Source organism: Cellulosimicrobium sp. E-16 (assembly GCF_049913115.1).
Taxonomy (GTDB): domain Bacteria; phylum Actinomycetota; class Actinomycetes; order Actinomycetales; family Cellulomonadaceae; genus Cellulosimicrobium.
On sequence record NZ_CP183974.1, the window covers coordinates 4,132,280 to 4,154,019 of the forward strand.

At 74.1% G+C, this 21,740-nt stretch carries 21 protein-coding genes; 15 read left to right on the forward strand and 6 right to left on the reverse strand.

The genetic code is table 11. From position 1 onward, the window contains the following. Nucleotides 1-7: 7 nt before the first annotated feature. Complete coding sequence (locus ACN9MS_RS18165; protein ID WP_047233668.1) at nucleotides 8-679, reverse strand: AIM24 family protein; 672 nt, start codon at nucleotides 677-679, stop codon at nucleotides 8-10. A gap of 89 nt (nucleotides 680-768) precedes the next feature. Between ACN9MS_RS18165 and moaC the strand changes: the two genes are divergently transcribed. Genes moaC through ACN9MS_RS18185 form a run of 4 tightly spaced genes read left to right on the forward strand, consistent with a single transcriptional unit; the run spans nucleotide 769 to nucleotide 2,440 of the window. After that, nucleotides 769-1,251, forward strand: a complete 483-nt coding sequence (moaC, locus tag ACN9MS_RS18170) for a cyclic pyranopterin monophosphate synthase MoaC (RefSeq protein ID WP_426309793.1) — start codon at nucleotides 769-771, stop codon at nucleotides 1,249-1,251. Then, a complete protein-coding gene (gene mobA / locus ACN9MS_RS18175) occupies nucleotides 1,248-1,910 on the forward strand; it encodes a molybdenum cofactor guanylyltransferase (protein WP_426309794.1) in 663 nt (220 codons plus the stop codon). Before moaC ends, mobA begins: the two co-directional genes overlap by 4 nt. Beyond that, the gene (locus ACN9MS_RS18180; RefSeq protein WP_426309795.1) at nucleotides 1,907-2,200 is read left to right on the forward strand and encodes a DUF6457 domain-containing protein; all 294 of its coding nucleotides are present in this window, start codon (nucleotides 1,907-1,909) and stop codon (nucleotides 2,198-2,200) included. The genes mobA and ACN9MS_RS18180 overlap by 4 nt, the downstream gene beginning before the upstream one ends. Nucleotides 2,201-2,203: 3 nt before the next feature. Beyond that, entirely contained in the window at nucleotides 2,204-2,440 is a 237-nt protein-coding gene (locus ACN9MS_RS18185) for a MoaD/ThiS family protein (RefSeq protein ID WP_426309796.1), read from the forward strand. A gap of 10 nt (nucleotides 2,441-2,450) precedes the next feature. Here the strand turns inward: ACN9MS_RS18185 and ACN9MS_RS18190 are convergent, their stop codons facing one another. Then, nucleotides 2,451-2,960: a MogA/MoaB family molybdenum cofactor biosynthesis protein gene (locus ACN9MS_RS18190; RefSeq protein ID WP_426309797.1), complete on the reverse strand. Its 510-nt coding sequence runs from the start codon at nucleotides 2,958-2,960 to the stop codon at nucleotides 2,451-2,453. 235 nt (nucleotides 2,961-3,195) lie between these two features. Here ACN9MS_RS18190 and ACN9MS_RS18195 point away from each other — a divergent pair, with 235 nt between their 5' ends. From ACN9MS_RS18195 to ACN9MS_RS18215, 5 genes are all read left to right on the forward strand, one after another. Then, on the forward strand, nucleotides 3,196-7,137 hold the full coding sequence (locus ACN9MS_RS18195) for a nitrate reductase subunit alpha (RefSeq protein ID WP_426309798.1): 3,942 nt from the start codon (nucleotides 3,196-3,198) through the stop codon (nucleotides 7,135-7,137). A gap of 76 nt (nucleotides 7,138-7,213) precedes the next feature. Continuing rightward, a complete protein-coding gene (gene narH, locus ACN9MS_RS18200; protein WP_426309799.1) occupies nucleotides 7,214-9,067 on the forward strand; it encodes a nitrate reductase subunit beta in 1,854 nt (617 codons plus the stop codon). Further along, nucleotides 9,064-9,819 (forward strand): nitrate reductase molybdenum cofactor assembly chaperone, encoded by a 756-nt coding sequence (gene narJ / locus ACN9MS_RS18205; RefSeq protein WP_426309800.1) that lies wholly within the window; start codon nucleotides 9,064-9,066, stop codon nucleotides 9,817-9,819. The genes narH and narJ overlap by 4 nt, the downstream gene beginning before the upstream one ends. Beyond that, a complete protein-coding gene (narI, locus tag ACN9MS_RS18210; RefSeq protein WP_141388954.1) occupies nucleotides 9,816-10,574 on the forward strand; it encodes a respiratory nitrate reductase subunit gamma in 759 nt (252 codons plus the stop codon). The genes narJ and narI overlap by 4 nt, the downstream gene beginning before the upstream one ends. A 186-nt stretch (nucleotides 10,575-10,760) precedes the next feature. Further along, nucleotides 10,761-11,327 carry a DoxX family membrane protein gene (locus ACN9MS_RS18215; RefSeq protein WP_426309801.1) on the forward strand — a complete coding sequence of 189 codons (567 nt, stop codon included), beginning with the start codon at nucleotides 10,761-10,763 and terminating at the stop codon, nucleotides 11,325-11,327. Nucleotides 11,328-11,445: 118 nt separating this feature from the next. Here ACN9MS_RS18215 and ACN9MS_RS18220 read toward each other — a convergent pair whose 3' ends face one another. Both ACN9MS_RS18220 and ACN9MS_RS18225 read right to left on the reverse strand, forming a co-directional pair. Further along, nucleotides 11,446-11,934 (reverse strand): GNAT family N-acetyltransferase, encoded by a 489-nt coding sequence (locus ACN9MS_RS18220; protein WP_426309802.1) that lies wholly within the window; start codon nucleotides 11,932-11,934, stop codon nucleotides 11,446-11,448. Nucleotides 11,935-12,098: 164 nt separating this feature from the next. After that, the gene (locus tag ACN9MS_RS18225; RefSeq protein WP_426309803.1) at nucleotides 12,099-13,073 is read right to left on the reverse strand and encodes an alpha/beta hydrolase family protein; all 975 of its coding nucleotides are present in this window, start codon (nucleotides 13,071-13,073) and stop codon (nucleotides 12,099-12,101) included. Between the two features lie 114 nt (nucleotides 13,074-13,187). Here ACN9MS_RS18225 and ACN9MS_RS18230 point away from each other — a divergent pair, with 114 nt between their 5' ends. From ACN9MS_RS18230 to ACN9MS_RS18240, 3 genes are read left to right on the forward strand one after another with little or no spacing between them, the layout of a single operon-like run. Further along, a complete protein-coding gene (locus ACN9MS_RS18230) occupies nucleotides 13,188-13,592 on the forward strand; it encodes a TOBE domain-containing protein (RefSeq protein WP_426309804.1) in 405 nt (134 codons plus the stop codon). Further along, on the forward strand, nucleotides 13,589-14,482 hold the full coding sequence (modA, locus tag ACN9MS_RS18235; RefSeq protein ID WP_426309805.1) for a molybdate ABC transporter substrate-binding protein: 894 nt from the start codon (nucleotides 13,589-13,591) through the stop codon (nucleotides 14,480-14,482). Before ACN9MS_RS18230 ends, modA begins: the two co-directional genes overlap by 4 nt. Nucleotides 14,483-14,507: 25 nt before the next feature. Beyond that, entirely contained in the window at nucleotides 14,508-16,697 is a 2,190-nt protein-coding gene (locus tag ACN9MS_RS18240) for an ABC transporter permease (protein ID WP_426309806.1), read from the forward strand. 73 nt (nucleotides 16,698-16,770) lie between these two features. On the opposite strand, the gene ACN9MS_RS18245 is transcribed toward ACN9MS_RS18240, so the two are convergent. Continuing rightward, nucleotides 16,771-18,045 (reverse strand): MFS transporter, encoded by a 1,275-nt coding sequence (locus ACN9MS_RS18245; protein WP_426309807.1) that lies wholly within the window; start codon nucleotides 18,043-18,045, stop codon nucleotides 16,771-16,773. Between the two features lie 171 nt (nucleotides 18,046-18,216). Here ACN9MS_RS18245 and ACN9MS_RS18250 point away from each other — a divergent pair, with 171 nt between their 5' ends. After that, nucleotides 18,217-18,675 carry a MarR family winged helix-turn-helix transcriptional regulator gene (locus ACN9MS_RS18250; protein ID WP_426309808.1) on the forward strand — a complete coding sequence of 153 codons (459 nt, stop codon included), beginning with the start codon at nucleotides 18,217-18,219 and terminating at the stop codon, nucleotides 18,673-18,675. 87 nt (nucleotides 18,676-18,762) lie between these two features. On the opposite strand, the gene ACN9MS_RS18255 is transcribed toward ACN9MS_RS18250, so the two are convergent. Next, nucleotides 18,763-19,464: a FadR/GntR family transcriptional regulator gene (locus ACN9MS_RS18255; RefSeq protein WP_426309809.1), complete on the reverse strand. Its 702-nt coding sequence runs from the start codon at nucleotides 19,462-19,464 to the stop codon at nucleotides 18,763-18,765. A 164-nt stretch (nucleotides 19,465-19,628) separates the two neighbouring features. Here ACN9MS_RS18255 and ACN9MS_RS18260 point away from each other — a divergent pair, with 164 nt between their 5' ends. Together ACN9MS_RS18260 and ACN9MS_RS18265 are read left to right on the forward strand one after the other, a co-directional pair. Further along, the gene (locus ACN9MS_RS18260; protein ID WP_426309810.1) at nucleotides 19,629-20,231 is read left to right on the forward strand and encodes a gluconokinase; all 603 of its coding nucleotides are present in this window, start codon (nucleotides 19,629-19,631) and stop codon (nucleotides 20,229-20,231) included. Then, entirely contained in the window at nucleotides 20,228-21,643 is a 1,416-nt protein-coding gene (locus tag ACN9MS_RS18265; RefSeq protein ID WP_426309811.1) for a gluconate:H+ symporter, read from the forward strand. The genes ACN9MS_RS18260 and ACN9MS_RS18265 overlap by 4 nt, the downstream gene beginning before the upstream one ends. Nucleotides 21,644-21,740: the final 97 nt, after the last annotated feature.

A 21,740-nucleotide genomic window follows, 5' to 3' on the forward strand; every position in this document is an offset into this window, starting at 1 on the left:
GCCGGAGTCACTTCTGCGCGGGCGGCGGGTGGCCCTCCGAGGCCTGCACGACGACGATCCCCTGCCCCGAGAGCGCGAGCTGGTACGCCTCGCCCGACCCGCGCCCGATCGCCGCGGCGAGCTTCGCCGTCTTGCGGATCGAGGACTGCAACGACGTCGACCACAGCACGGCGGCCTGCATGTCGACGTACGTCGGGACGTCGACGTCGAGCACGACGGGGGTGCCGAACGCCGTCACGGCGAGCGCGCCGGTCCCCGTGAAGGTCGTGTTGAACAGCCCGCCGCTGAGCATCGAGGCGCCCTCGACGCGGTTGATGTCCCACGTGAGCGAGCTCTCGAACGCCAGCACGTTCGCGCCGTTGACGGTCACGCCCTCGTCCTCCAGGTGCAGCACGAACACCTGGTCCGCCTCCTGGGCGAGAAAGACGTCGCCGCTCCCGGACACCTTCATGAGGGACATGCCCTCGCCCGTGAACGCCTTCTTGAACATCTTGCCGAGGCCGCCGCTGCCCTCGTACGCGAAGTCGACGTCGCCCTGGTAGGCAACCATCGACCCCTGCTTGGCGAAGAAGAACCCGCCCGTGCCGCGGAGGTCCACCTTGAGCATGCGGTCGTTCTGGAGCTGGAAGGAGCCGGGCTCGACGGAGCGCTCGGCATGGTCGAGGAGTGAGCTGCGCATGGACCGATCCTCGCGGCTCGCGGACGCGGGCGCACGCGCGGGTCCTCCGGCCCGTCCGCGCGGCGGGTCGCGCGTGCGAGAGTGGCGCCATGAGCTTCACGCACGACTTCACGCACCTGGACGAGCGCGGGAACGCGCGCATGGTCGACGTCACCGCCAAGCAGCCCACCGTCCGCTCCGCGACGGCGACCGGGGTCGTGCGGTGCTCCCCGGAGATCGTCGCCGCGCTGCGCGACGGCACCGTCCCCAAGGGCGACGTGCTCGCCGTCGCGCGGATCGCGGGCATCGCGGGCGCCAAGCGCACGGCCGAGCTGCTGCCCCTCGCGCACGTCATCGGGGTGCACGGCGCCGTCGTCGACCTCGTCGTGGACGACCACGGCGTCGACGTCACCGCGACCGTGCGCACCGCCGACCGCACGGGCGTCGAGATGGAGGCGCTCACCGCCGTCGCCGTCGCGGGGCTCGCCGTCGTCGACATGGTCAAGGGGCTCGACAAGTCCGTCGAGCTCACGGACGTCCGCCTCGTCGCCAAGACCGGGGGCAAGTCCGGCGACTGGCACCGCGAGCCGTGACGGTCCCCCACCCCGACCCCTCCCTTCGTTTCGACGCCGTCGTGCTGGCCGGGGGCCGGGCGGAGCGGCTGGGGACGCCCAAGCCGGGAGTCGTCGTCGGGGGTCGGCCGCTGCTGGAGCACGCGCTCGCGGCGACCGCCGGCGCGGGGCGGACCGTCGTCGTCGGGCCGGACGAGCTCGCCGACCCCGCCCGCTACGCCCTGACGCGCGAGGATCCGCCCTTCGGGGGGCCCGTCGCGGGCATCGCGGCCGGGCTCCGCGCGCTCCCCGGGCCCGACGGCGGGGGCGCCCCCTGGGTGCTCGTCCTCGCGTGCGACGTCCCCCGGGCCGCGGAGGCGGTGCCCGCGCTGCTCGCCGCGGCGCGCCACCGGGCGGGCGAGGTGGCGGTGCACGCGGTGCGCGGCGGGCGCGACCAGTGGCTCGTAGGGCTCTACGAGCGGGCGGCGCTCCAGGGCGCGCTCGCCGCCCTGCCCGCGGTGCACGGCGCGTCGGTGCGCCGTCTGCTCGCCGGTCTTCCCGCGCTCGCCGTGCCCGACGACGACGGCGCCACCGACGACGTCGACACGTGGGAGGATGCCCGCGAGCAGGACCGCCGTCTGGGCGCGGGTGCGGTCCCGGCGCCCGACGACACCCCGACGGACCGCAGGAGGCCACGATGACGAACCTGGAACGCTGGGTCGACGCGCTGGCGAGCGACCTCGACCTCGACCCCCAGGTGGTGGACATCGGCGCGATCCTCGACCTCGCGCGCGACGCCGCGCACGGCATCGAGCGTCCCGCCGCACCGCTCACGACGTTCGTCGCGGGCTACGTCGCGGGGCTCGCCGCGCACGACGGCTCCGGCCGCACCGTGCAGGACGTCCTCGACCGCGCCGCCGAGCTCGCGCTCGCGTGGACGCCGGAGCCCGAGCTGCCCGGCACGGCGGCGCCGGCGGGGACGCAGGACTGACCGATGGCGACCGTCCGCTACTTCGCCGGCGCGCGCGACGCCGCCGGCACCGATGTCGAGAGCGTCGACGCGGCGACGGTCGGTGTCCTGCACGCGGCGCTCGTCGCGCGCCACGCGGCGCTCGCGGACGTGCTCCCGCGCTGCTCGCTGCTCGTCGGCGGCGTGCGCGCGTCGAGCGACGACACCCCGGTCGGCCCCGACGAGACGGTCGACGTGCTCCCGCCCTTCGCGGGCGGCTGACCGCCCGGCGTCAGTGGTCGCCGCCGTCGAGCTGGGCGAGCACGTGCGGCAGGAGCGGCTCGAGGACCGCCCAGCCGTCGCGCACACCACCGGTCGAACCGGGCAGGTTCACGACGAGCACCCGGCCCTCCGGGCCTGGCACGAGCCCTGCGAGGCCGCGCGACAGCACGGCCGCCGGGACGTGCTCGGCGCCGCGCCGGCGCAGCTCCTCCGCGATGCCGGGGACCTCCTGCTCCAGGACCTCGCGCGTCCCCTCGGGCGTGAGGTCGCGCGGACCGACACCGGTCCCTCCGGTCGTGAGCACGACGCGCGCTCCCCCGGCCGCGGCCCGGGCGACGGCGTCGCGCACGGAGGCGACGCCGTCGGGCACGAGGTCCGTGACGACGGCCCAGCCCGCGGCCCCGAGGAGGCCCGCGAGCAGCGGCCCCGAGCGGTCCTCCGCCTCGCCGCGCGAGCAGCGGTCGGACACGGTGACGACGGCGACGGTCGCGTCCGCGAGCCGTCCGGTGGGTGCGCTCATGGCGCCACGGTAGCGACCCGCGGGGCCGCGTCCGGGCGGGCGCAGGGCGGGACGCGCTCGGCGCGCGCGATCCGCCCGTTCTGGGCATAGTGGCTGTGGACCGACCCCGCCGTCCCTGCTCGCCCCAGGAGGCTCGTATGTCGTACGTGTCCGTGCCGTCAGCGTCGCCGGTGCGCGTGCCCTCGCGGGCGCGCCTGGCGCGGCCCACCGCGACGGCAGGCGACGGGAGCGCGGCATGACGACGACGTCCGACGGGCCGGTCGAGGACGCGCTGCTGCGGCTGGGGAAGCACCTCAGGCGTGGGCAGGTGTCGGACGACCTGCGGCAGGTGTTCCTGACCGGCGGACGCCAGGGCGACGTGTTCTACCGCGACCGCTGGTCCCACGACAAGGTCGTGCGCTCCACCCACGGCGTGAACTGCACCGGGTCCTGCTCCTGGAAGGTCTACGTCAAGGACGGCATCATCACCTGGGAGACCCAGCAGACCGACTACCCCTCCGTCGGCCCCGACTCCCCCGAGTACGAACCCCGCGGCTGCCCCCGCGGCGCCGCGTTCTCCTGGTACACCTACTCCCCCACCCGCGTGCGCTACCCCTACGTCCGCGGCACCCTGCTCGACCTGTACCGGCGCGCGAAGAGCACGGTCGGAGGCGACCCGGTGCTCGCGTGGGAGATGCTCACCTCCGACCCGGAGTCGGCCCGCGCCTACAAGTCCGCGCGCGGCAAGGGCGGCCTCGTGCGCGCGACCTGGGACGAGGCGGCCGAGATCGTCGCCGCCGCCCACGTGCACACCATCAAGACCTACGGCCCCGACCGCGTCGCCGGCTTCTCCCCCATCCCCGCCATGTCGATGGTCTCCCACGGCGTCGGCGCCCGGTTCGTCCAGATGCTCGGCGGCACGATGCTGTCGTTCTACGACTGGTACGCCGACCTCCCGGTCGCCTCTCCCCAGGTCTTCGGCGACCAGACCGACGTCCCCGAGTCCGCCGACTGGTGGAACTCCACCTACTGCATCATGTGGGGCTCCAACGTCCCGGTCACCCGCACCCCCGACGCCCACTTCATGACCGAGGCCCGCTACCGCGGCCAGAAGGTCGTCGTCGTCTCCCCCGACTACGCCGACAACACCAAGTTCGCCGACGAGTGGCTCGCCCCCCACCCCGGCACCGACGGCGCCCTCGCCCAGGCCATGGGCCACGTCATCCTCACCGAGCACTACGCGCAGCGCCGCACCCCGCAGTTCGCGGAGTACGCGGCGCGCTTCACCGACCTTCCGAACCTCGTTGTCCTCGACGAGCACGGAGACGCGCCGGGGCCCGACGGCGCCGCGTTCGTCCCCGGGAAGTTCCTCACCGCGGCGGACCTGCCCGACGGCGTCGGGCGCCCGGGCGACGACGACGCCTCCTCCTCGAACGCCCGCTTCAAGACGGTCGTGCTCGACGCCGACGGCACGCCACGCGTCCCGAACGGCAGCCTCGGCCACCGCTACGGCGAGGCCGACGCGGGCCGCTGGAACCTCGATCTCGGCGACATCGACCCGCTGCTCTCGGTCGCCGACCCCCACGGCGTCTTCTGGGGCGCCCCGCAGGCCGCCCCCACCCGCGACACCGTGCCCGAGCGGCCGGCGTCGGCCGACCAGAGTCCTCCCCCGGCGGACCAGGGTTCTCCCTCGCGGTTCCAGGGTTCTCCCTCGGCAGATCTCACCTACGAGACCGTCGCCGTCGCGCTGCCGCGGTTCGACCTCGACCCGGCGCCGGGTGACGAGGCGGGCGCGCACCTGGGCGGCGCGGGCGTCGTCGTGCGCGGCGTCCCGGCCCGGCGCGTCGGCGGGCGGCTCGTGACGACGGTGCTGGACCTGCTGCTCGCGCAGTACGGCGTGAACCGCCCGGAGCTGGGCCTGCCCGGCGAGTGGCCCGCAGGCTACGACGACGACGCGTCGCCCGCGACGCCGGCGTGGCAGGAGCGCTTCACCGGGGTGCCCGCCGCGGCGGCGGAGCGCATCGGGCGCGAGTTCGCGCAGAACGCGCTGGACTCGGGCGGCCGGTCGATGATCATCATGGGCGCGGGGACCAACCACTGGTTCCACTCCGACACGATCTACCGCGCGATGCTCGCGCTGACGACGCTCACCGGCTGCCAGGGCGTGAACGGCGGCGGGTGGGCGCACTACGTGGGGCAGGAGAAGTGTCGCCCGGTGACCGGGTGGGCGCAGTACGCGGGTGGCCTGGACTGGTCGCGTCCGCCGCGGCAGATGATCGGCACCGCGTTCTGGTACCTCGCGACGGACCAGTGGCGCTACGACGGCCTGCCCGCGGACGCCCTCGCGTCGCCGCTCGCGCAGGGGCAGTTCTCGGGCCGCACGACGGCGGACACGCTCGTCGAGTCGGCGCAGCGCGGCTGGATGCCGAGCTACCCGACGTTCGACCGCAACCCGCTCGACCTCGTGGACGAGGCGCGCGCGGCGGGCAAGGAGCCGGCGCAGCACGTGGTCGACGAGCTCAAGGCCGGGACCCTGCGGTTCGCGTGCGAGGACCCGGACGACCCGGCGAACTTCCCGCGCGTCGTGACGGTGTGGCGCGCGAACATCCTCGGCTCGTCGGGCAAGGGCAACGAGTACTTCCTCAAGCACCTCCTCGGCACGGACGCCGCGGTCAACGCGGCGGAGTCGGGCCCCGAGCGTCGGCCGCGGTCGATGACGTGGCGGGACGAAGCACCGCAGGGCAAGCTCGACCTGCTCGTCACGCTCGACTTCCGCATGACGTCCACGACGCTGTTCTCCGACGTCGTGCTGCCGGCGGCGACCTGGTACGAGAAGCACGACCTGTCGTCCACGGACATGCACCCGTTCGTGCACTCGTTCAACCCGGCGATCAACCCGCCGTGGCAGACGCGCACGGACTTCGACATCTTCCACACGCTCGCGGGGAAGGTGTCCGAGCTCGCGGTGACGCACCTCGGGGTCCGCGAGGACCTCGTCGCCGCGCCGCTCGCGCACGACACCCCGGACGAGATGGCCGTCCCGCACGGTGCGCTCAGCGACTCGGGCCTGCCCGTGACGGAGCGCGAGCTCGTGCCGGGCGTGACGATGCCGAAGCTCGTGGTCGTCGAGCGCGACTACCCGGCGTTCGCCGCGCGCATGGCCGCGCTCGGTCCGCTCACCGAGAAGGCGGGCATGGTCACCAAGGGCGTGCACTTCTCGCCCGCACCCGAGGTCGCCGACCTCGGACGTCGCAACGGCCTCGTCCAGGACGGTCCGGCTGCGGGACGCCCGCGCCTGGACCGGGACACGCACGCGTGCGAGATGATCCTCGCGCTGTCGGGGACGACGAACGGCCGGCTCGCGGTGCAGGGGTTCGAGCACGTCGAGCAGCGCACGGGCACGCGCCTGGCCGACCTCGCCCTCGACGAGCAGGGCAAGCGCGTGACGTTCCCGGACGTGCAGTCGCGCCCGACGCCGGTCATCACGTCTCCCGAGTGGTCCGGCTCCGAGCACGGGGGCCGCCGGTACTCGGCGTTCGTCGTCAACGTGGAGCGGCTCAAGCCGTGGCACACCCTGACGGGCCGCCAGCACCTCTACCTCGACCACGACTGGATGATCGAGCTCGGCGAGCACATGCCGATCTTCCGACCACCGTTGGACATGCACCGCCTCTTCGGCGACTCGCCCGTGGTGGGCGACACCTCGCCGTCGGGCTATCCCGCGTCGGGCGGTCACACCGAGGTCGCGGTGCGGTACCTGACCCCGCACAACAAGTGGTCGATCCACTCCGAGTACCAGGACAACCTCTTCATGCTGTCCCTCTCGCGCGGCGGTCCGAACGTCTGGATGTCGCCCGCCGACGCCGCCAAGATCGGGGTCGCGGACAACGAGTGGATCGAGGCGTACAACCGCAACGGCGTGGTCGTGGCGAGGGCGGTGGTCAGCCACCGGATGCCCGAGGGCACGGTCTACATGCACCACGCGACCGACCGCACGATCGACGTCCCGCTCGCCGAGACGTCCGGACTGCGCGGCGGCATCCACAACTCGCTCACGCGCATCCTCCTCAAGCCAACGCATCTCGCGGGTGGCTACGCCCAGCTCTCCTACGCGTTCAACTACCTCGGGCCCACGGGGAACCAGCGCGACGAGATGACCGTCATCCGCCGACGCAGCCAGGAGGTGCGGTACTCGTGACACTCGTGACCAGGACCGGAACAGTGCAGGGCCAGGCCGCGGGCAGGGCGTCGTCGGCACGGGAGGGGGTGGCGTCGTGCGGGTGATGGCGCAGATGTCGATGGTGATGAACCTGGACAAGTGCATCGGGTGTCACACGTGCTCGGTCACGTGCAAGCAGGCCTGGACCAACCGCACCGGGGTCGAGTACGTGTGGTTCAACAACGTCGAGACCCGCCCCGGCCTGGGGTACCCCCGCACCTACCAGGACCAAGACCGCTGGCAGGGCGGGTGGGTGCGCACCAAGAAGGGCAAGCTCAAGCTCCGCGCCGGGGGGCGGCTCAAGAAGCTCGCCACGATCTTCTCCAACCCCGTGCTGCCCTCCATCCACGACTACTACGAACCGTGGACGTACGAGTACGACATGCTCCTGTCGGCCCCCCAAGGAGCGCACACCCCAGTCGCGCGCCCCAAGTCGCTGCTCACGGGCAAGGACATCAACATCTCCTGGTCGGCGAACTGGGACGACGACCTCGCCGGGTCCACCGCCACCATGGACCAGGACCCGATCCTGCAACACATGTCCGAGCACGTCGCGACCGAGCTCGACAAGACCTTCATGTTCTACCTGCCCCGCATCTGCGAGCACTGCCTCAACCCCGCCTGCGTCGCGTCCTGCCCCTCGGGGGCCATGTACAAGCGGGCCGAGGACGGCATCGTCCTGGTGGACCAGGACCAGTGCAGGGGGTGGCGCATGTGCGTCACCGGCTGCCCCTACAAGAAGGTCTACTTCAACCACAAGACCGGCAAGGCCGAGAAGTGCACCCTGTGCTACCCCCGCATCGAGGTCGGCCTACCCACCGTGTGCTCCGAGACCTGCGTCGGACGCCTGCGCTACCTCGGCCTCGTCCTGTACGACGCGGACAAGGTCACCCAAGCCGCCGCCGTCCAGGACGAGCACGACCTCCTGGCCTCCCAACGCGCCGTCTTCCTCGACCCCCACGACCCCCAGGTCATCGCCGCCGCCCGCGCCGAGGGCATCCCCGAGGACTGGATCACCGCCGCCCAACGCTCCCCCATCTGGGACCTCATCACCCGCTACGAGGTCGCCCTCCCGCTGCACCCGGAGTACCGCACCCTGCCCATGGTCTGGTACATCCCACCCCTGTCCCCCGTCGTCGACGTCGTGGCCGCCTCCGGCAACGACGGCGAGGACGGACGCACCCTGTTCGCCGCCATCTCCCAGCTGCGCATCCCGCTCGAGTACCTCGCCGGACTGTTCACCGCCGGGGACACCGCACCCGTCGAGAAGGTCCTGCGCCGCCTGGCCGCCATGCGCTCCTACATGCGCGACCTCAACCTCGACCAGCCCGCAAACGAACAGACCGCGGCCGCCGTCGGCATGACCGGGCAACAGATCCAGGACATGTACCGCCTGCTCGCCATCGCCAAGTACGAAGACCGCTACGTCATCCCCACCGCCCACACCGAGATCGCCCGCGAGCTCGACGAGCTCTCCTGCTCCCTCGACTACGACGGCGGCCCCGGCATGGGCGGCATGGGGCTCACCGGCGGCGGGCCGTTCGGCGAGACGTCGGGGAGCCCGGTGCCCGTCGCGGTCGAGAACTTCCACGTGCTCCAGTCCCGGCAGACGGCGGACTCTCCGTACGGGCCCTCGACACCGGGCCGCGTGAACCTCCTCAACTGGGACGGCAACGGCCGCCCGCCCGGGCTCTTCCCGCCGGGCGAGGACGGGCCGTCCGAGGGCCCGTCCGGAGCACCGGGCGGCGTCACGCCCGGGGGCCCCGGCTCGCTGCCCGGCGGCAGGCAGGACGCGCGCCACGACACGATCCCCGGCCCGTCGGCGCCCGGTGGGTCGGCCGGCGGACCGACGGCCGGACCGGCGCCCGGGAACGGACCCGGCGTCGAGCCCGACGGGGGCACCCGATGAGGACGCGCTCGCTGCTCCCGACCCCCGCGCTGCGGCCCGGGGCGCGACCTCGCGGGCCGCAGCCCGACCATCTGGCACCCGTCGCGGCGTCGGGGACCCAGCGCCGCACGACCCACATAGCGGCGTCCGTGCTGCTCGCCTACCCCGACGCGGACGTGCTCGACGCGGTCGCCGCTGTCCGGGCGTCGACGCCGGGGCTGCCGGCGCCCGTCCGCGAGCGCCTCGACGCGTTCTGCGACGTGCTGTCGGCGTCCGCGGACGCGACGGGCCTGCGCGAGCTCCAGGCCCGCTACGTCGCGACGTTCGACCTCAAGCGCAAGTGCTCGATGTACCTGTCGTACTACGCCGCGGGCGACACCCGGCGGCGCGGGACGGCGCTCGTCGCGTTCGTCGAGGCGTACCGGGCCGCGGGCTGGGAGGTCACGGGCTCGGAGCTGCCGGACTACCTGCCGACCGTGCTCGAGTTCTCGGCCCGCACCGAGGGCGACGACGCGACGATCGCGGCGGGGCTGCTCGCGTCGCACCGCGACGGGATCGAGGTGCTGCGGACCGCGCTCGAGAGCATGGCGAGCCCCTGGACCGGGCTGGTCGAGGCGGTGTGCCTCACGCTGCCGCCGCTCGACGAGCGGACGCAGCAGCGGTACGTCGAGCTCGTGACGGCGGGACCGCCCGCCGAGCTCGTGGGGATGGAGCCGTTCGCGCTGGAGCCGTACGGTGCCGGGGCCGACCGAACCGGAGGTGCGGTGCGATGAGCGGGGTGAGCACGGGCGAGATCCTGCTGTGGGTCGTGTTCCCGTACGTGACGTTCGCGGTGTTCGTCGTGGGGTCGATCTGGCGGTACCGGTACGACAAGTTCGGCTGGACCACGCGGTCGAGCGAGCTCTACGAGAAGCGGCTGCTGCGGCTCGGGTCGCCGCTGTTCCACTTCGGGCTGCTGTTCGTGATCCTCGGGCACCTCATGGGGCTGGTCATCCCCAAGTCGTGGACGGAGGCGGTGGGCATCAAGGAGGTCGCCTACCACTTCGTCGCCACGTACATGGGGTCGATCGCGGCGGTCGCGCTCGTCGCCGGGCTGCTCATCCTCATCTACCGACGCCGCACCACGGGACCCGTCTTCCGCGCGACGACGCGCATGGACAAGACCATGTACGTGTTCCTCGCGGCGTCGATCCTGCTCGGGTCGTGGGCGACCGTGCAGACGCAGCTCCTCGCCGGCGGCCACGGGTACGACTACCGGGAGACGATCTCCCCCTGGTTCCGCTCGCTCTGGTACCTCCAGCCGCAGCCCGCGCTCATGGAGGGCGTGCCCGCGGCGTTCCAGCTCCACATCGTCGCCGCCAACCTGCTGTTCATCCTGTGGCCGTTCACGCGGCTCGTGCACGCGTTCTCCGCGCCCGCGCCGTACCTGTTCCGCCCGTACGTCGTGTACCGGTCGCGCGAGGCCTCGGTCGCCGCGCGCGCCCCGCGGCCCGGCTGGGACCCCTCGGAGCGCCCGCGCGGGCGATGATCCCGGGCAACCCCGCCGCGCCCGCGGAGTACCAGGTCAGCGCCCAGAAATCACCCCGGCGCCCCGAGCACCCACCGGGCACCACCGGGTGAAAAGGGCGCCGCGGCGACCACGGAACGCCCCGACGCCCCCTCCTTCCAGGGGCGGTCACCCCGACCGTGACCGTCACCCGGAAGAGGTTCGAGCATGTCCACCACCGCCCCGACGACCGCCGGCCGTCCCCGCGCCGTCCGCCCGTCCGCGTCGTCGACCACGCCCCCTGCCCCGCGCCGCGTCGCCGTCCTGACCGAGCGTCTGACCGGTCACGTCGACACGGCCGTCGCCGCGACCGCGCGGTTCCTCACCCGCTGGTCCGTCCCCGCGCTGCGCGTCGCCCTCGGCCTCGTGTTCCTCGGGTTCGGCGTCCTGAAGTTCTTCCCCGGCGCGAGCCCGGCTGAGTCGATCGCGGCACGGACCGTCGAGACGCTCACGTTCGGCCTCGTCGGCGGGACCGCGGCCGTGATCTTCACCGCCGTCCTGGAGACGTTCATCGGGCTGACCCTCCTCACCGGCCGCCTCCTGCGGGCCGGGCTGATCGCCCTCGCCGTCGCGATGGCCGGCATCCTGTCGCCGATCGTGCTGTTCGCCGACGAGCTCTTCGGCCACGGCATGACCCTCCTGGGTCAGTACGTGCTCAAGGACGTCGTCCTCGTCGCCGGAGCAGCCGTCGTCGCCGCCGTCGCCCTCGGGGCTCGCCTGAAGCTCGACGCATGACACCTCGGCGCTCCCACGCCTTCCCTGACCCGACGCACAGGACCCCGTGACCGGTACCGGTCACGGGGTCCTGTCTGTCGGGGTGCCGACCTCGCCGTCGCGAGGTAGAGCGGCCCGGTCAGGCGAGCGCGATCGTCAGGTACGCGCTGTTCGGGTCGTCCGTGTACTCGGCGAACGGCGCGCACGGCTCGAAGCCGTGGCGGACGTAGAGCCTTCGGGCGGGCGCGAAGTAGTCCTCCGTACCCGTCTCGAGGCTCACGCGGTCGAGGCCGCGGTCGCGCGCGACGTCGAGCAGGTGCGCGAGGACCGTGGCGGCGACGCCCCGGCCCCGCGCGGCCGCCGTCGTGCGCATGGACTTGAGCTCGCCCAGCGTCGCGTCGTGCTGCTTGAGCGCGCCGCACCCCAGGAGGCCGCCGTCCGTGGCGCGCGCGGTGACGAACGTGATGTCCGACGCGCGCAGCCGCTCCACGTCCAGCGCGTGGACGCTCTCCGGCGGCGACGTCGCGTGCATGTCGTCCAGGTGCTCCTGCAGCAGCGCCAGCACGTCCTCGGCCGTCGGGTCCTCGACGGCGACGCGCACGTCCGCCCGGGTCGTCGTCTCGCTCACGGCCCGAGCGTGCCACACGGCCCCGGACGCCCGTCGTCGCGTCCGGAGGCGAGCGCTGCGCCGACATCGAGCGCCGCGTCCGTGGACGAGCGATGCGTCCGTGGACGCCTCGCTCGCACCGTGGCGCAGCAGTCGTCCTGGCCGGTCGGCCGTCGCGCGCGAGGTCAGGAGTCGAGCGACGCGAGCGCCTCGTCGACGGCCGTCCAGAGCTGGCGGCGGACGCCGAGGTCCTCCGTCTCCGTGTCGGGGTCGCCCCAGGGCTGGTCCAGCCAGGGCGGCGTCGCGACGAAGTGGCTCGCGCCGTCGCCGTGGATCGCGACGGTCGTCCCCGCTCCCCGGTCGGCGAGGCTGCCCTCCGCGCGCCGCAGGAACGCGCACGAGTCCCACAGCTCGTCCTCGGTGCCGCACGCGAGCACGACGGGACCGTCGATCTGTTCGACGGGGATCCGGGCCTCGGGGCTCGCCGCGGTCTGCGCGTGCACGTCCGACGAGCACGGGAGGGGCTCGTCGCCCAGCTTCCAGGCAGAGCGCGTGTAGTCCGGGTACCCGCACATCACGGCATCGGCGCCGACGGGGGCGATCGCACCGTGCACGAGCTCCGGCCGGTTCGCCGCGAGCCACAGCGCCATCTCTCCTCCGCGCGAGACACCGAACGCGAGGACGGCGTCGTCGTCCACGCCCGGCTGCTCCCGGAGCCACGTGAGGGCGTCGAGGAAGGTCTCGGCCGGCACCTCCTCGAGCGACGACGGCTGGTCGACACCCTTGAAGTAGCCGATGCCGAGCGCGGGGTACCCGAGGCCGGCGACGGCCTCGGCGACCATCCGCCCGGTCTCCGACCCACCCTCCGACCCGCCGAACGCGAGGACGGCGGGCCGTGGGTCGTCGGCGGAGAGCCCGTCCGGGACCGCGTAGACCCCGGGGAACCCCTCCGACGCGGTCTCCCGGGTCGTGACCTCGGACGTCGGTGTCGGCCCGTCGGTGGGCGTGCCCGACGTCGGGGCCGTGGTCGGGTCGTCGGGCGCCGCGCCCGCGGTGCACGCGGCGAGCGTGAGGGCGACGACGGCGGCCGCGAGGACGGCGAGCGCCCCCCGTCGATCCGTGGGGACGGCGGCGGGACGGGCGCGTCGTCGCAGGGCCATGCGCCACCCTAGCGAGCGCTGTGGCAGACATGTCGAGCGCCCGCTCGCCGCCTGCGTCGTTTGTCACGGCCCGACCGCGTGACACTCCGCAGGTGCGGGTCTATCGTCGCCTTCATGCCGCACTTTCGGATTCGCGAGGCCGCAGGCCTGCTCGGGGTGAGTGACGACACCGTCCGACGCTGGGTCGATGCCGGGGACCTCGCCGCGAGCGCCGACGACGCCGGGCGCAAGGTCGTCGACGGCGCGGAGCTCGCGCGCTTCGCCGTCGCCCAGTCGCACCCGACGCCCGACCCGTCCGGCGTGGCGCGCTCGGCGCGCAACCGCTTCGTCGGGATCGTCACGGACGTCGTGAGCGACACCGTCATGTCCCAGGTCGAGATGCTCTGCGGGGGTCAGCGCGTGGTCTCCCTCATGAGCACCGAGGCCGTGCGCGAGCTGCGCCTCGAGCCCGGAAGCCTGGCCGTCGCGGTCGTCAAGGCGACGACCGTCATCGTCGAGACCCCTGGAGGAACCGCGTGAGCGCGTCCGCACGCCCCCGCACGACCACCCGCACGACCTCCTCCCGCCGCCGCGCCCGAGGAGCCCTCGCCGGGCTCGGGACGGCGGTCCTCGTCGCCGCGCTCGCCGCGTGCGGCACGGGCGGGGGCACCGGGGAGGACGCCGCGTCGTCGGACGGCGCCACGGACCCCGCGAGCACTCCGGCCGAGGAGCGCACGCTCACGGTCCTCGCCGCGGCGTCGCTCCGCGACGTGTTCACGGACCTCGCGGGCGACTTCGAGGCCGAGCACGAGGGCGTGACCGTGGCGCTGTCGTTCGCCGGGTCGTCCGACCTGGGCGACCAGATCCTCGCCGGTGCGCCGGCCGACGTCTTCGCGTCCGCGGACGAGCGCAACATGACCCGGGTCGTCGACGCGGGCGACGCGTCCGACCCCGTCGCGTTCGCGACGAACACGCTGACGGTCGTCACCCCGCCCGGCAACCCCGCGGGCGTCGAGACGTTCGCCGACCTCGCGCGCGACGACGTCAAGGTCGTCGTGTGCGCGCCGGAGGTCCCGTGCGGCGGCGCGACCGACACGGTCGCCGAGGCGGCGGGCGTCACGATCCACCGCGTGAGCGAGGAGGCCAACGTCACCGACGTGCTCGCCAAGGTGACGTCGGGCGAGGCCGACGCCGGACTCGTGTACGTCACGGACGCGACGCTCGCGGGCGACGCCGTCGACGTGGTCGACGTGCCCGAGACCGACGCCGCGCTCAACGTCTACCCGATCGCGCTCGTCGCGGCGGCCGAGGAGGCCGGCCCGGAGCAGGCCGCGCTCGCGCGGGCGTGGGTCGACCTCGTGACCGGCGACGCCGGGCAGGCCGCGCTCGCCGCCGCGGGCTTCGGCGCCCCCGACGCGGCGACGCCGTGACGTCCGCACCACCCCGCAGGTCCTGATGCGCGGGCTCCCCCGCTGGGTCCTCGTCCCGGCGCTGCTCGGCGCGCTGTTCGTCGTCGTCCCCGTGGTGGCGATGGTCGCGCGCGTCGAGCTGGCGCCGGGGCCGGACGGGACCGGCGGCTTCTGGGCCCTCGTGACGTCCCCGGCCGCGCTCGACGCGCTCGGCCTGTCCCTGCGCACCGCGCTCGTCGCGACGCTGTGCTGCGTGCTGCTCGGCACGCCCATGGCGCTCGTCCTCGCGCGCACGACGTTCCCCGGGCAGCGCGTCGCGCGCGCCCTCGTGCTGCTGCCGCTCGTCCTGCCGCCCGTGGTCGGCGGCATCGCGCTGCTCCACACGTTCGGGCGCCGCGGGCTGATCGGCCAGCACCTCGAGGTGCTGGGGATCGAGATCGCGTTCACCACGACGGCCGTGGTCCTGGCCCAGACGTTCGTGGCGCTGCCGTTCCTCGTGCTGAGCCTCGAGGGCGCGCTGCGCACGCAGGACACGCGCCTCGAGGACGTCGCCGCGACGCTCGGCGCCGGGCCGACGACGGTGCTGCGCCGCGTGACCCTCCCGCGCGTCCTGCCGGGGCTGCTGTCGGGCGCGGTGCTCGCGTTCGCGCGGGCGCTCGGCGAGTTCGGCGCGACCATCACCTTCGCGGGCGCGCTCCAGGGCGTCACGCAGACCCTGCCGCTCGAGATCTACCTCCAGCGCAGCGCCGACCCGGACGCCGCCGTCGCGCTGTCGTTCGTGCTCGTCGTCGTCGCGGTGCTCATCACGGCGGCCGTCCACGGTCCGCGCGTGCTCGGCGGCCCGGACGCCCGGACGGCCCGCCCGCGGCGAGGTGCCCGCGGGGCCCGCGCGGCGGGCACCCTGCCCGACGGCGGCCCGGTCGTCCGGGAGGACGTCTCGCCCGCGAGCGCTCCGGCACCCGCCGCGGCGCCGGCGCCGCGCGACGATGCGGCCCCCGCCGCACTCGCTGTGCGTGCCCTCCTGCCGGAGCGCGGGCTGGACGTCGACCTCACCCTCGCGCCGGGCGAGGTCGTCGCGGTGCTCGGTGCGAACGGCGCGGGCAAGTCGACGCTCGTGCAGGTCGTCGCAGGCCTCCTCCCGCCCGGCGACGCGCACGACGCCCGGGTCGCCGTCGGCGACGACGACGTCACGCGGGTCGCGCCGCGCCGTCGCCGGCTCGCGTGGCTGAGCCAGCGGCCGCTGCTGTTCGAGAACCTGTCGGTCGAGGACAACGTCGCGTTCGGCCCCCGGGCACGGGGCGTGCCGCGCGCCCGCGCCCGGCGCGAGGCCCGGGCCGCGCTGGGGCACGTCGGCGCCGCCGACCTCGCGACCCGGCGCTCGACCGACCTCTCCGGCGGGCAGGCGCAGCGCGTCGCGATCGCCCGGGCGCTCGTCACCGACCCGCGCGTGCTCCTGCTCGACGAGCCGCTCGCCTCGCTCGACGTCAGCGTCGCGCAGCACGTGCGGTCGGTGCTGCACCACGCGCAGCGCGACCGACCCCGCACCACGCTCCTGGTGACCCACGACCTGCTCGACGTGCTGCTGCTGGCGGACCGCGTCGTCGTGCTGGAGGACGGCCGCGTCGTCGAGGACGGTCCGGTGGACCGGGTCCTCACGCGGCCACGGTCCCGGTTCGCGGCCCGCCTCGCGGGCGTCAACCTGCTCGTGGGGAGAGTCGCGCACGTCGCCGTGCCGGAGCCCGTCACGGTGGGGAGCCTCGGGACGGGGCCGGGGCGGCCGGGCTCCGGCGGGGCGGACGCGGCTCTGGTCCCGACCGAGGCGGGGCCGGAGGAGGAGGCCGCCGCACGCGAGGCGACCCTCGCCGTCGACGGCACGCAGGTCCGTGTGCGCGGGACGGCGGACGAGCCGCTCGCCGCCGGGGACGGGGCCGTCGCGGTGTTCGAGCCGCGCACGGTCGCCGTCCACCGGGCGACGCCCGAGGGCAGTCCCCGCAACGCGTACCGGGTGGTCGTCACGAGCGTGGAGCCGCACGGTCCGCTGCTGCGCGTCTGGGGTCGCGTGACCGGCGAGGGCCCGGGCGACCCGGCCGCGGGGGCGACGACCGTCGTCGGGCACGACGCCCCGCACCTGGCTGCGGACCTCACGCCGCGAGCCGTCGCCGAGCTGCGCCTGGTCCCGGGCGAGCGCGTCTGGTTCGTCGTCAAGGCGGCCGAGGTCCGCGTCCACCCCCGCTGACACGCCGAACCCGGGGTCGTTCCCCACGACGCGCCGGTCGTGAGGAACGACCCCGGGTTCGGCACCGCGGGTGTCAGACGGCGGCCGGTGCCTCCGGAGCGGGGGCGACGACCGCGTCCTCCGGGGTGGGCCGCGCGCCGCGGGACCACTCGCCGCCGCGCGCCGTGACCGCGACGAGCAGGACGACGAGCCCGACGGCCGTCATCGCCGCACCCGCCCACAGGGGCGACGTGAAGCCGAGCCCGGCGGCGATGGTCAGGCCGCCGATCCAGGCGCCGAGCGCGTTGCCGACGTTGAAGGCGGCGATGTTCGCGCCCGACGCGAGCGTAGGCGCAGCCTGCGCGTAGGACATGACGCGCATCTGGAGCCCGGGGACGGTCGCGAACCCGAAGGCGCCCATGAGGACGAGGCTCACGACGGTCATCACCTGGCTCGTCGCGGTGAGCGCGAAGACGCCCAGCACCACGGTGAGCGCCGCGAACAGCACCACGAGCGTCGTGCCGAGGCGGCGGTCGGCCGCGCGCCCACCGACGAGGTTGCCGACGAACAGCCCGCCGCCGAACAGCACGAGCAGCCACGGGACCGACGCCGACGTGAACCCGCCCACCTCGGTGAGCGTGAACGCGATGTACGTGAACGCGCCGAACATCCCGCCGAACCCGAGCACGGTGATGGCGATCGAGAACCACACCTGCGTGCTGCGGAACGCTGCGAGCTCGCCGCGCAGGCCCATGCGGCCCGGCGCGCGGTCAGCCCCGGGCGCCGGGCTCTCGCCAGGCGCGGGGGCGCCGTCAGGCGACCCGACCCGCGACGGGACCAACACCGCGATCCCGGCGAGCGCGACGACGCCGATGGCGGTGATGGCCCAGAACGTCGCGCGCCACCCGGCGGCCTGGCCGAGGAACGTGCCGAACGGGACGCCGAGCACGTTCGCGATGGTCAGCCCGGCGAACATGATCGAGATGGCCCCGGCGCGCTTCTCGGGCGCGACGAGGTCCGCCGCCACGACGGCGCCGATCCCGAAGAACGCGCCGTGGCACAGCGCCGCGACGACGCGCCCGAGGAGCATGACCTCGTACGTCGGCGCGACGGCGGACAGCAGGTTGCCCGCGATGAACAGGACCATGAGGCCGAGCAGGGCCTTCTTGCGGTCGACGCGCGTGAGGGCGGCGGTGAGGCCGATCGCGCCGACGGCGACGGACAGCGCGTAGCCCGAGATGAGGTAGCCGGCGACGGACTCGGTGACCCCGAAGTCGGCGGCCACCTCGGGGAGCAGCCCCATGATGACGAACTCGGTGAGCCCGATGCCGAAGCCCCCGATGGCGAGGGCCCAGAGGGCGACTGGCATGACGATCTCCTGGTGCGGGACGTGGGCGGGGTCAGGTGGTCAGAAGCGTTGCGCACGCGTTCACCTGGCGCCTGCACTAGTTGCAGACGCTTGTTATCGATAGTTGCACACGCCGATTAGTTGCACAAGCGCTATAGTTGGGGGGTCACGCCCGCACCCGAGGAGGACGCCATGGGCATCGCCGACGACGCCGTCGAGGTCCGCGCACAGGGCTGGCGCACGCTCGCCGCGCTGCACGGGCTCATCGACGCCGCGCTCGAGCGCGCCCTGCAGTCGGAGCACGACCTCTCTGTCGTCGAGTACACCGTCCTCGACGCGCTCTCCCGGCAGGACGGCTGGCACATGCGCATGCAGCAGCTCGCGCGCGCCGCCGCCCTCTCCCCCAGCGCGACCACCCGGCTGGTCAACCGGCTCGAGGACCGCGGGCTCCTCACGCGCATCCTGTGCCAGGACGACCGCCGGGGGATCTACACCGAGCTCACGCCCGCGGGCGAGGCCCTGCTGCTCGCCGCGCGGCCCACCCACGACGCGACTCTCGAGTCCGCCCTGCACGACGCGACCCAGGCTCCCGAGCTCGCGTCGCTCGTCGACGCGCTGCACGCCCTCCCGGCCTCCGCCGGCGCGGCGTAGCGCGCGGGGGGCAGTTCGCGCGGCGCACTCCGCGCGGCGTCGCCCGGCGCGCGGCAGACCCGGGCAGGCGCGCGAGCGACCGTCGGGTCACGCCTCGCGGTCGACCCCGCCGAGCGCGGCGCGGACCTCGCCGACGATCGCCGCCATCGCCGCCTCGGCGGCGCGCGCGTCGCTGTCCGCGACGGCGCGCGCGACGGCCTCGTGCTGGTCCAGCGCCTCGGGGACCGGGGACGCGGGCATGAGGCCGAGGTGCGTACGCCCGCTGAGCACCGCGGCGACGACACCGGCGAGCGCACCGAACATCTCGTTGCCGCTCGCGCGGAGCAGGAGCTCGTGGAAGCGGACGTCGAGCGCGAGGAACTCCTCGAGGTCGCCCGCCTCGCCGAGCATCCGCATGCGCGTCGCCGCGGCCACGAGCTCGGCGCGCTCGTCGTCCGTCGCGTGGACCGCTGCCCCCGCGGCCGCGAGCGGCTCGACGGCGTGCCGCAGCTCGGTGAGCGTGCGGAGCTGGGGGTCGCGGCCCGGCCCTTCGAGGCGCCAGCGGATGACGCGCGGGTCGAGCACGTTCCACTCCTCGATGCCGAGGACCACGAGCCCGACGCGCCGCTTGGACCGCACGAGGCCGAGCCCTTCGAGCAGCCGCATGACCTCGCGCGCGACGGTGCGGGAGACGCCGAACTCCGTCCCGATCGACTCGAGCGTGAGCGGCGTGCCGACCGGGACGTCGCCGCTGGTGATGCGACGACCCAGGGCGTCGAGCACGGTGGTGTGCAGGACCGTCGTCGCCATGCCTCGCAGCCTAGTGGCGGCGAATGGTGATATCAATCACTTGCCAAAGGTGCTACCAATAGCCCACAGTGGAGGCCAGCGACGACCACGACGGTCGCCGCCCGGGAGCGGCCGGCACGGCGCCGACCCGCCCCGGACGCCCCGCCCGACACGGAAGTCGACACATGGACACGGACGTCAGCACCACCGACCGGCCCGACGACGCCGGACACCACCCCCTGCCCCAGCACCTCGTCGTGATGGGCGTCGCCGGCTCGGGCAAGACCACCGTCGCGACGCTGCTCGCCCGGCACCTCGGCACCGAGTACGCCGAGGCCGACCAGTTCCACCCCGAGGCCAACATCGCCAAGATGAGCGCCGGGACGCCGCTCACCGACGAGGACCGCTGGCCGTGGCTCGAGGCGATCCGCGACTGGCTGAGCGCCGAGGCGGACGCCGGACGCTCCGGCGTCGTGACCTGCTCCGCGCTCAAGCGCTCCTACCGCGACCTGCTGCGCACCGCGCGCGGCTCGGTCTGCTTCGTCCACCTCGACGGCAGCCCCGACCTCCTCGCGGAGCGCATGGCGCACCGCAGCGGCCACTTCATGCCCACGTCACTCCTGCCCTCGCAGCTCGCGACGCTCGAGCCGCTGTCCGACGACGAGCCCGGCTTCACCGTCGAGGTCACCTCCACGCCCGAGGAGATCGTCGACCTCGTGCTCCGCCGACGAGCCGACTGCGCCGGGCGCGACGCCGCCACGACGACCGGGGCGGAGACACGCGGATGATCGCCACGCTCGCCCAGCACGCTCCGGCCCTCGCGACCGTCGCGCGCGCCACGGAGGACGCACCCGTGACCGATGCCGGGACGGCCCAGCTCGTCCTCGCCGCCGTCGTCGGCATCGCGACGATCGTCGTGCTCATCGTGTGGCTGAAGCTGCACCCGTTCCTCGCGCTCATGATCGGCTCGGCCGTGCTCGCGGTCGTCGCCGGCATCGACTTCGTCGACGCGTTCACGAGCTTCTCCGCGGGGCTCGGCTCGACGGTCGCCGGCGTCGGCGTGCTCATCGCCCTCGGCGCGATCATCGGCAAGATGCTCATCGACTCCGGGGGCGCCGACCAGATCGTCGACACGATCCTCGGCAAGACCTCGACCCAGCGCCTCCCCTGGGCCATGGCGCTCATCGCCTTCGTCATCGGGATCCCGCTGTTCTTCGAGGTCGGCGTGGTCCTCCTCGTGCCGGTGGTCATGCTCGTGGCCAAGCGCGTCCGCACCAACCCGATCCTCGTCGGCATCCCCGCTCTCGCCGGCCTGTCGGCGCTGCACGGCCTCGTCCCCCCGCACCCCGGGCCGCTCCTCGCGATCGACGCGCTCGGAGCGGACCTCGGTCTGACGCTCGGCCTGGGCCTGCTCGTCGCGGTCCCGACCGTCATCGTGTCCGGCCCCCTGCTCGCCAAGCCCCTCGCGCGCTGGGTGCCGCTCCCGCCGCCGACGTCCGTGCTCGGCGTGTCCGAGCGCGACGAGGACGCGCCGCGCCCGAGCTTCGCCGTCTCCGTGGGCGTCGTCCTGCTGCCCGTGATCCTCATGCTCGCCCGCACCCTCGTCGAGGTCAGCGGGTCCATCGACACCGGCTGGGGCCGCGTCTTCGAGTTCATCGGGACACCGCTCGTCGCGCTCCTCATCACCGCGCTCGTCTCGCTCGTCGTGCTCGGCTCCGCGCTCGGCCGCACGCGCGACCAGGTGAGCAAGCTCGTCGACTCGTCGTTCGCGCCGATCGCCGGCATCCTTCTCATCGTCGGGGCCGGCGGTGGCTTCAAGCAGACGCTCGTCGACTCGGGCGTGGGTGACGTCGTCGCGAAGGGCATCTCGGACGCGAACGTCACGCCGCTGCTCGCGGGCTGGCTCGTCGCCGTCCTCATCCGCGTTGCCACCGGGTCCGCGACCGTCGCGACCATCACCGCCGCGGGCATCATGGCGCCGATCGCCGCGACCCTCCCGCCCACGCACGCAGCGCTGCTCGTGCTCTCGATCGGCGCCGGGTCGGTGTTCCTCTCCCACGTCAACGACGCAGGCTTCTGGCTGGTCAAGGAGTACTTCGGCATGACGGTCGGGCAGACGTTCAAGACGTGGTCGCTCATGGAGTGCGTCCTGTCGGTCGTCGCGCTCGTCGTGATCCTCCTGCTGGGCCTCGTGGTCTAGCGCCCCGGGGCGAGTGCTCCTCGGCGTCGAGGACGCCACCGCGGCGCGGTCGCTCCGGGTGCTCCCTGGCCAGGACCGTCTCGACCGCGTCGCGAGG

Excerpts from the sequence above, each read along its gene's own strand:
- ACN9MS_RS18165 (WP_047233668.1), bottom strand. The coding sequence starts at position 679 with ATGCGCAGCTCACTCCTCGACCATGCCGAGCGCTCCGTCGAGCCCGGC.
- moaC (WP_426309793.1), top strand. The coding sequence starts at position 769 with ATGAGCTTCACGCACGACTTCACGCACCTGGACGAGCGCGGGAACGCG.
- ACN9MS_RS18180 (WP_426309795.1), top strand. The coding sequence starts at position 1,907 with ATGACGAACCTGGAACGCTGGGTCGACGCGCTGGCGAGCGACCTCGAC.
- ACN9MS_RS18185 (WP_426309796.1), top strand. The coding sequence starts at position 2,204 with ATGGCGACCGTCCGCTACTTCGCCGGCGCGCGCGACGCCGCCGGCACC.
- ACN9MS_RS18190 (WP_426309797.1), bottom strand. The coding sequence starts at position 2,960 with ATGAGCGCACCCACCGGACGGCTCGCGGACGCGACCGTCGCCGTCGTC.
- ACN9MS_RS18195 (WP_426309798.1), top strand. The coding sequence starts at position 3,196 with ATGACGACGACGTCCGACGGGCCGGTCGAGGACGCGCTGCTGCGGCTG.
- narJ (WP_426309800.1), top strand. The coding sequence starts at position 9,064 with ATGAGGACGCGCTCGCTGCTCCCGACCCCCGCGCTGCGGCCCGGGGCG.
- narI (WP_141388954.1), top strand. The coding sequence starts at position 9,816 with ATGAGCGGGGTGAGCACGGGCGAGATCCTGCTGTGGGTCGTGTTCCCG.
- ACN9MS_RS18215 (WP_426309801.1), top strand. The coding sequence starts at position 10,761 with ATGTCCACCACCGCCCCGACGACCGCCGGCCGTCCCCGCGCCGTCCGC.
- ACN9MS_RS18225 (WP_426309803.1), bottom strand. The coding sequence starts at position 13,073 with ATGGCCCTGCGACGACGCGCCCGTCCCGCCGCCGTCCCCACGGATCGA.
- ACN9MS_RS18230 (WP_426309804.1), top strand. The coding sequence starts at position 13,188 with ATGCCGCACTTTCGGATTCGCGAGGCCGCAGGCCTGCTCGGGGTGAGT.
- ACN9MS_RS18240 (WP_426309806.1), top strand. The coding sequence starts at position 14,508 with ATGCGCGGGCTCCCCCGCTGGGTCCTCGTCCCGGCGCTGCTCGGCGCG.
- ACN9MS_RS18245 (WP_426309807.1), bottom strand. The coding sequence starts at position 18,045 with ATGCCAGTCGCCCTCTGGGCCCTCGCCATCGGGGGCTTCGGCATCGGG.
- ACN9MS_RS18250 (WP_426309808.1), top strand. The coding sequence starts at position 18,217 with ATGGGCATCGCCGACGACGCCGTCGAGGTCCGCGCACAGGGCTGGCGC.
- ACN9MS_RS18255 (WP_426309809.1), bottom strand. The coding sequence starts at position 19,464 with ATGGCGACGACGGTCCTGCACACCACCGTGCTCGACGCCCTGGGTCGT.
- ACN9MS_RS18260 (WP_426309810.1), top strand. The coding sequence starts at position 19,629 with ATGGACACGGACGTCAGCACCACCGACCGGCCCGACGACGCCGGACAC.
- ACN9MS_RS18265 (WP_426309811.1), top strand. The coding sequence starts at position 20,228 with ATGATCGCCACGCTCGCCCAGCACGCTCCGGCCCTCGCGACCGTCGCG.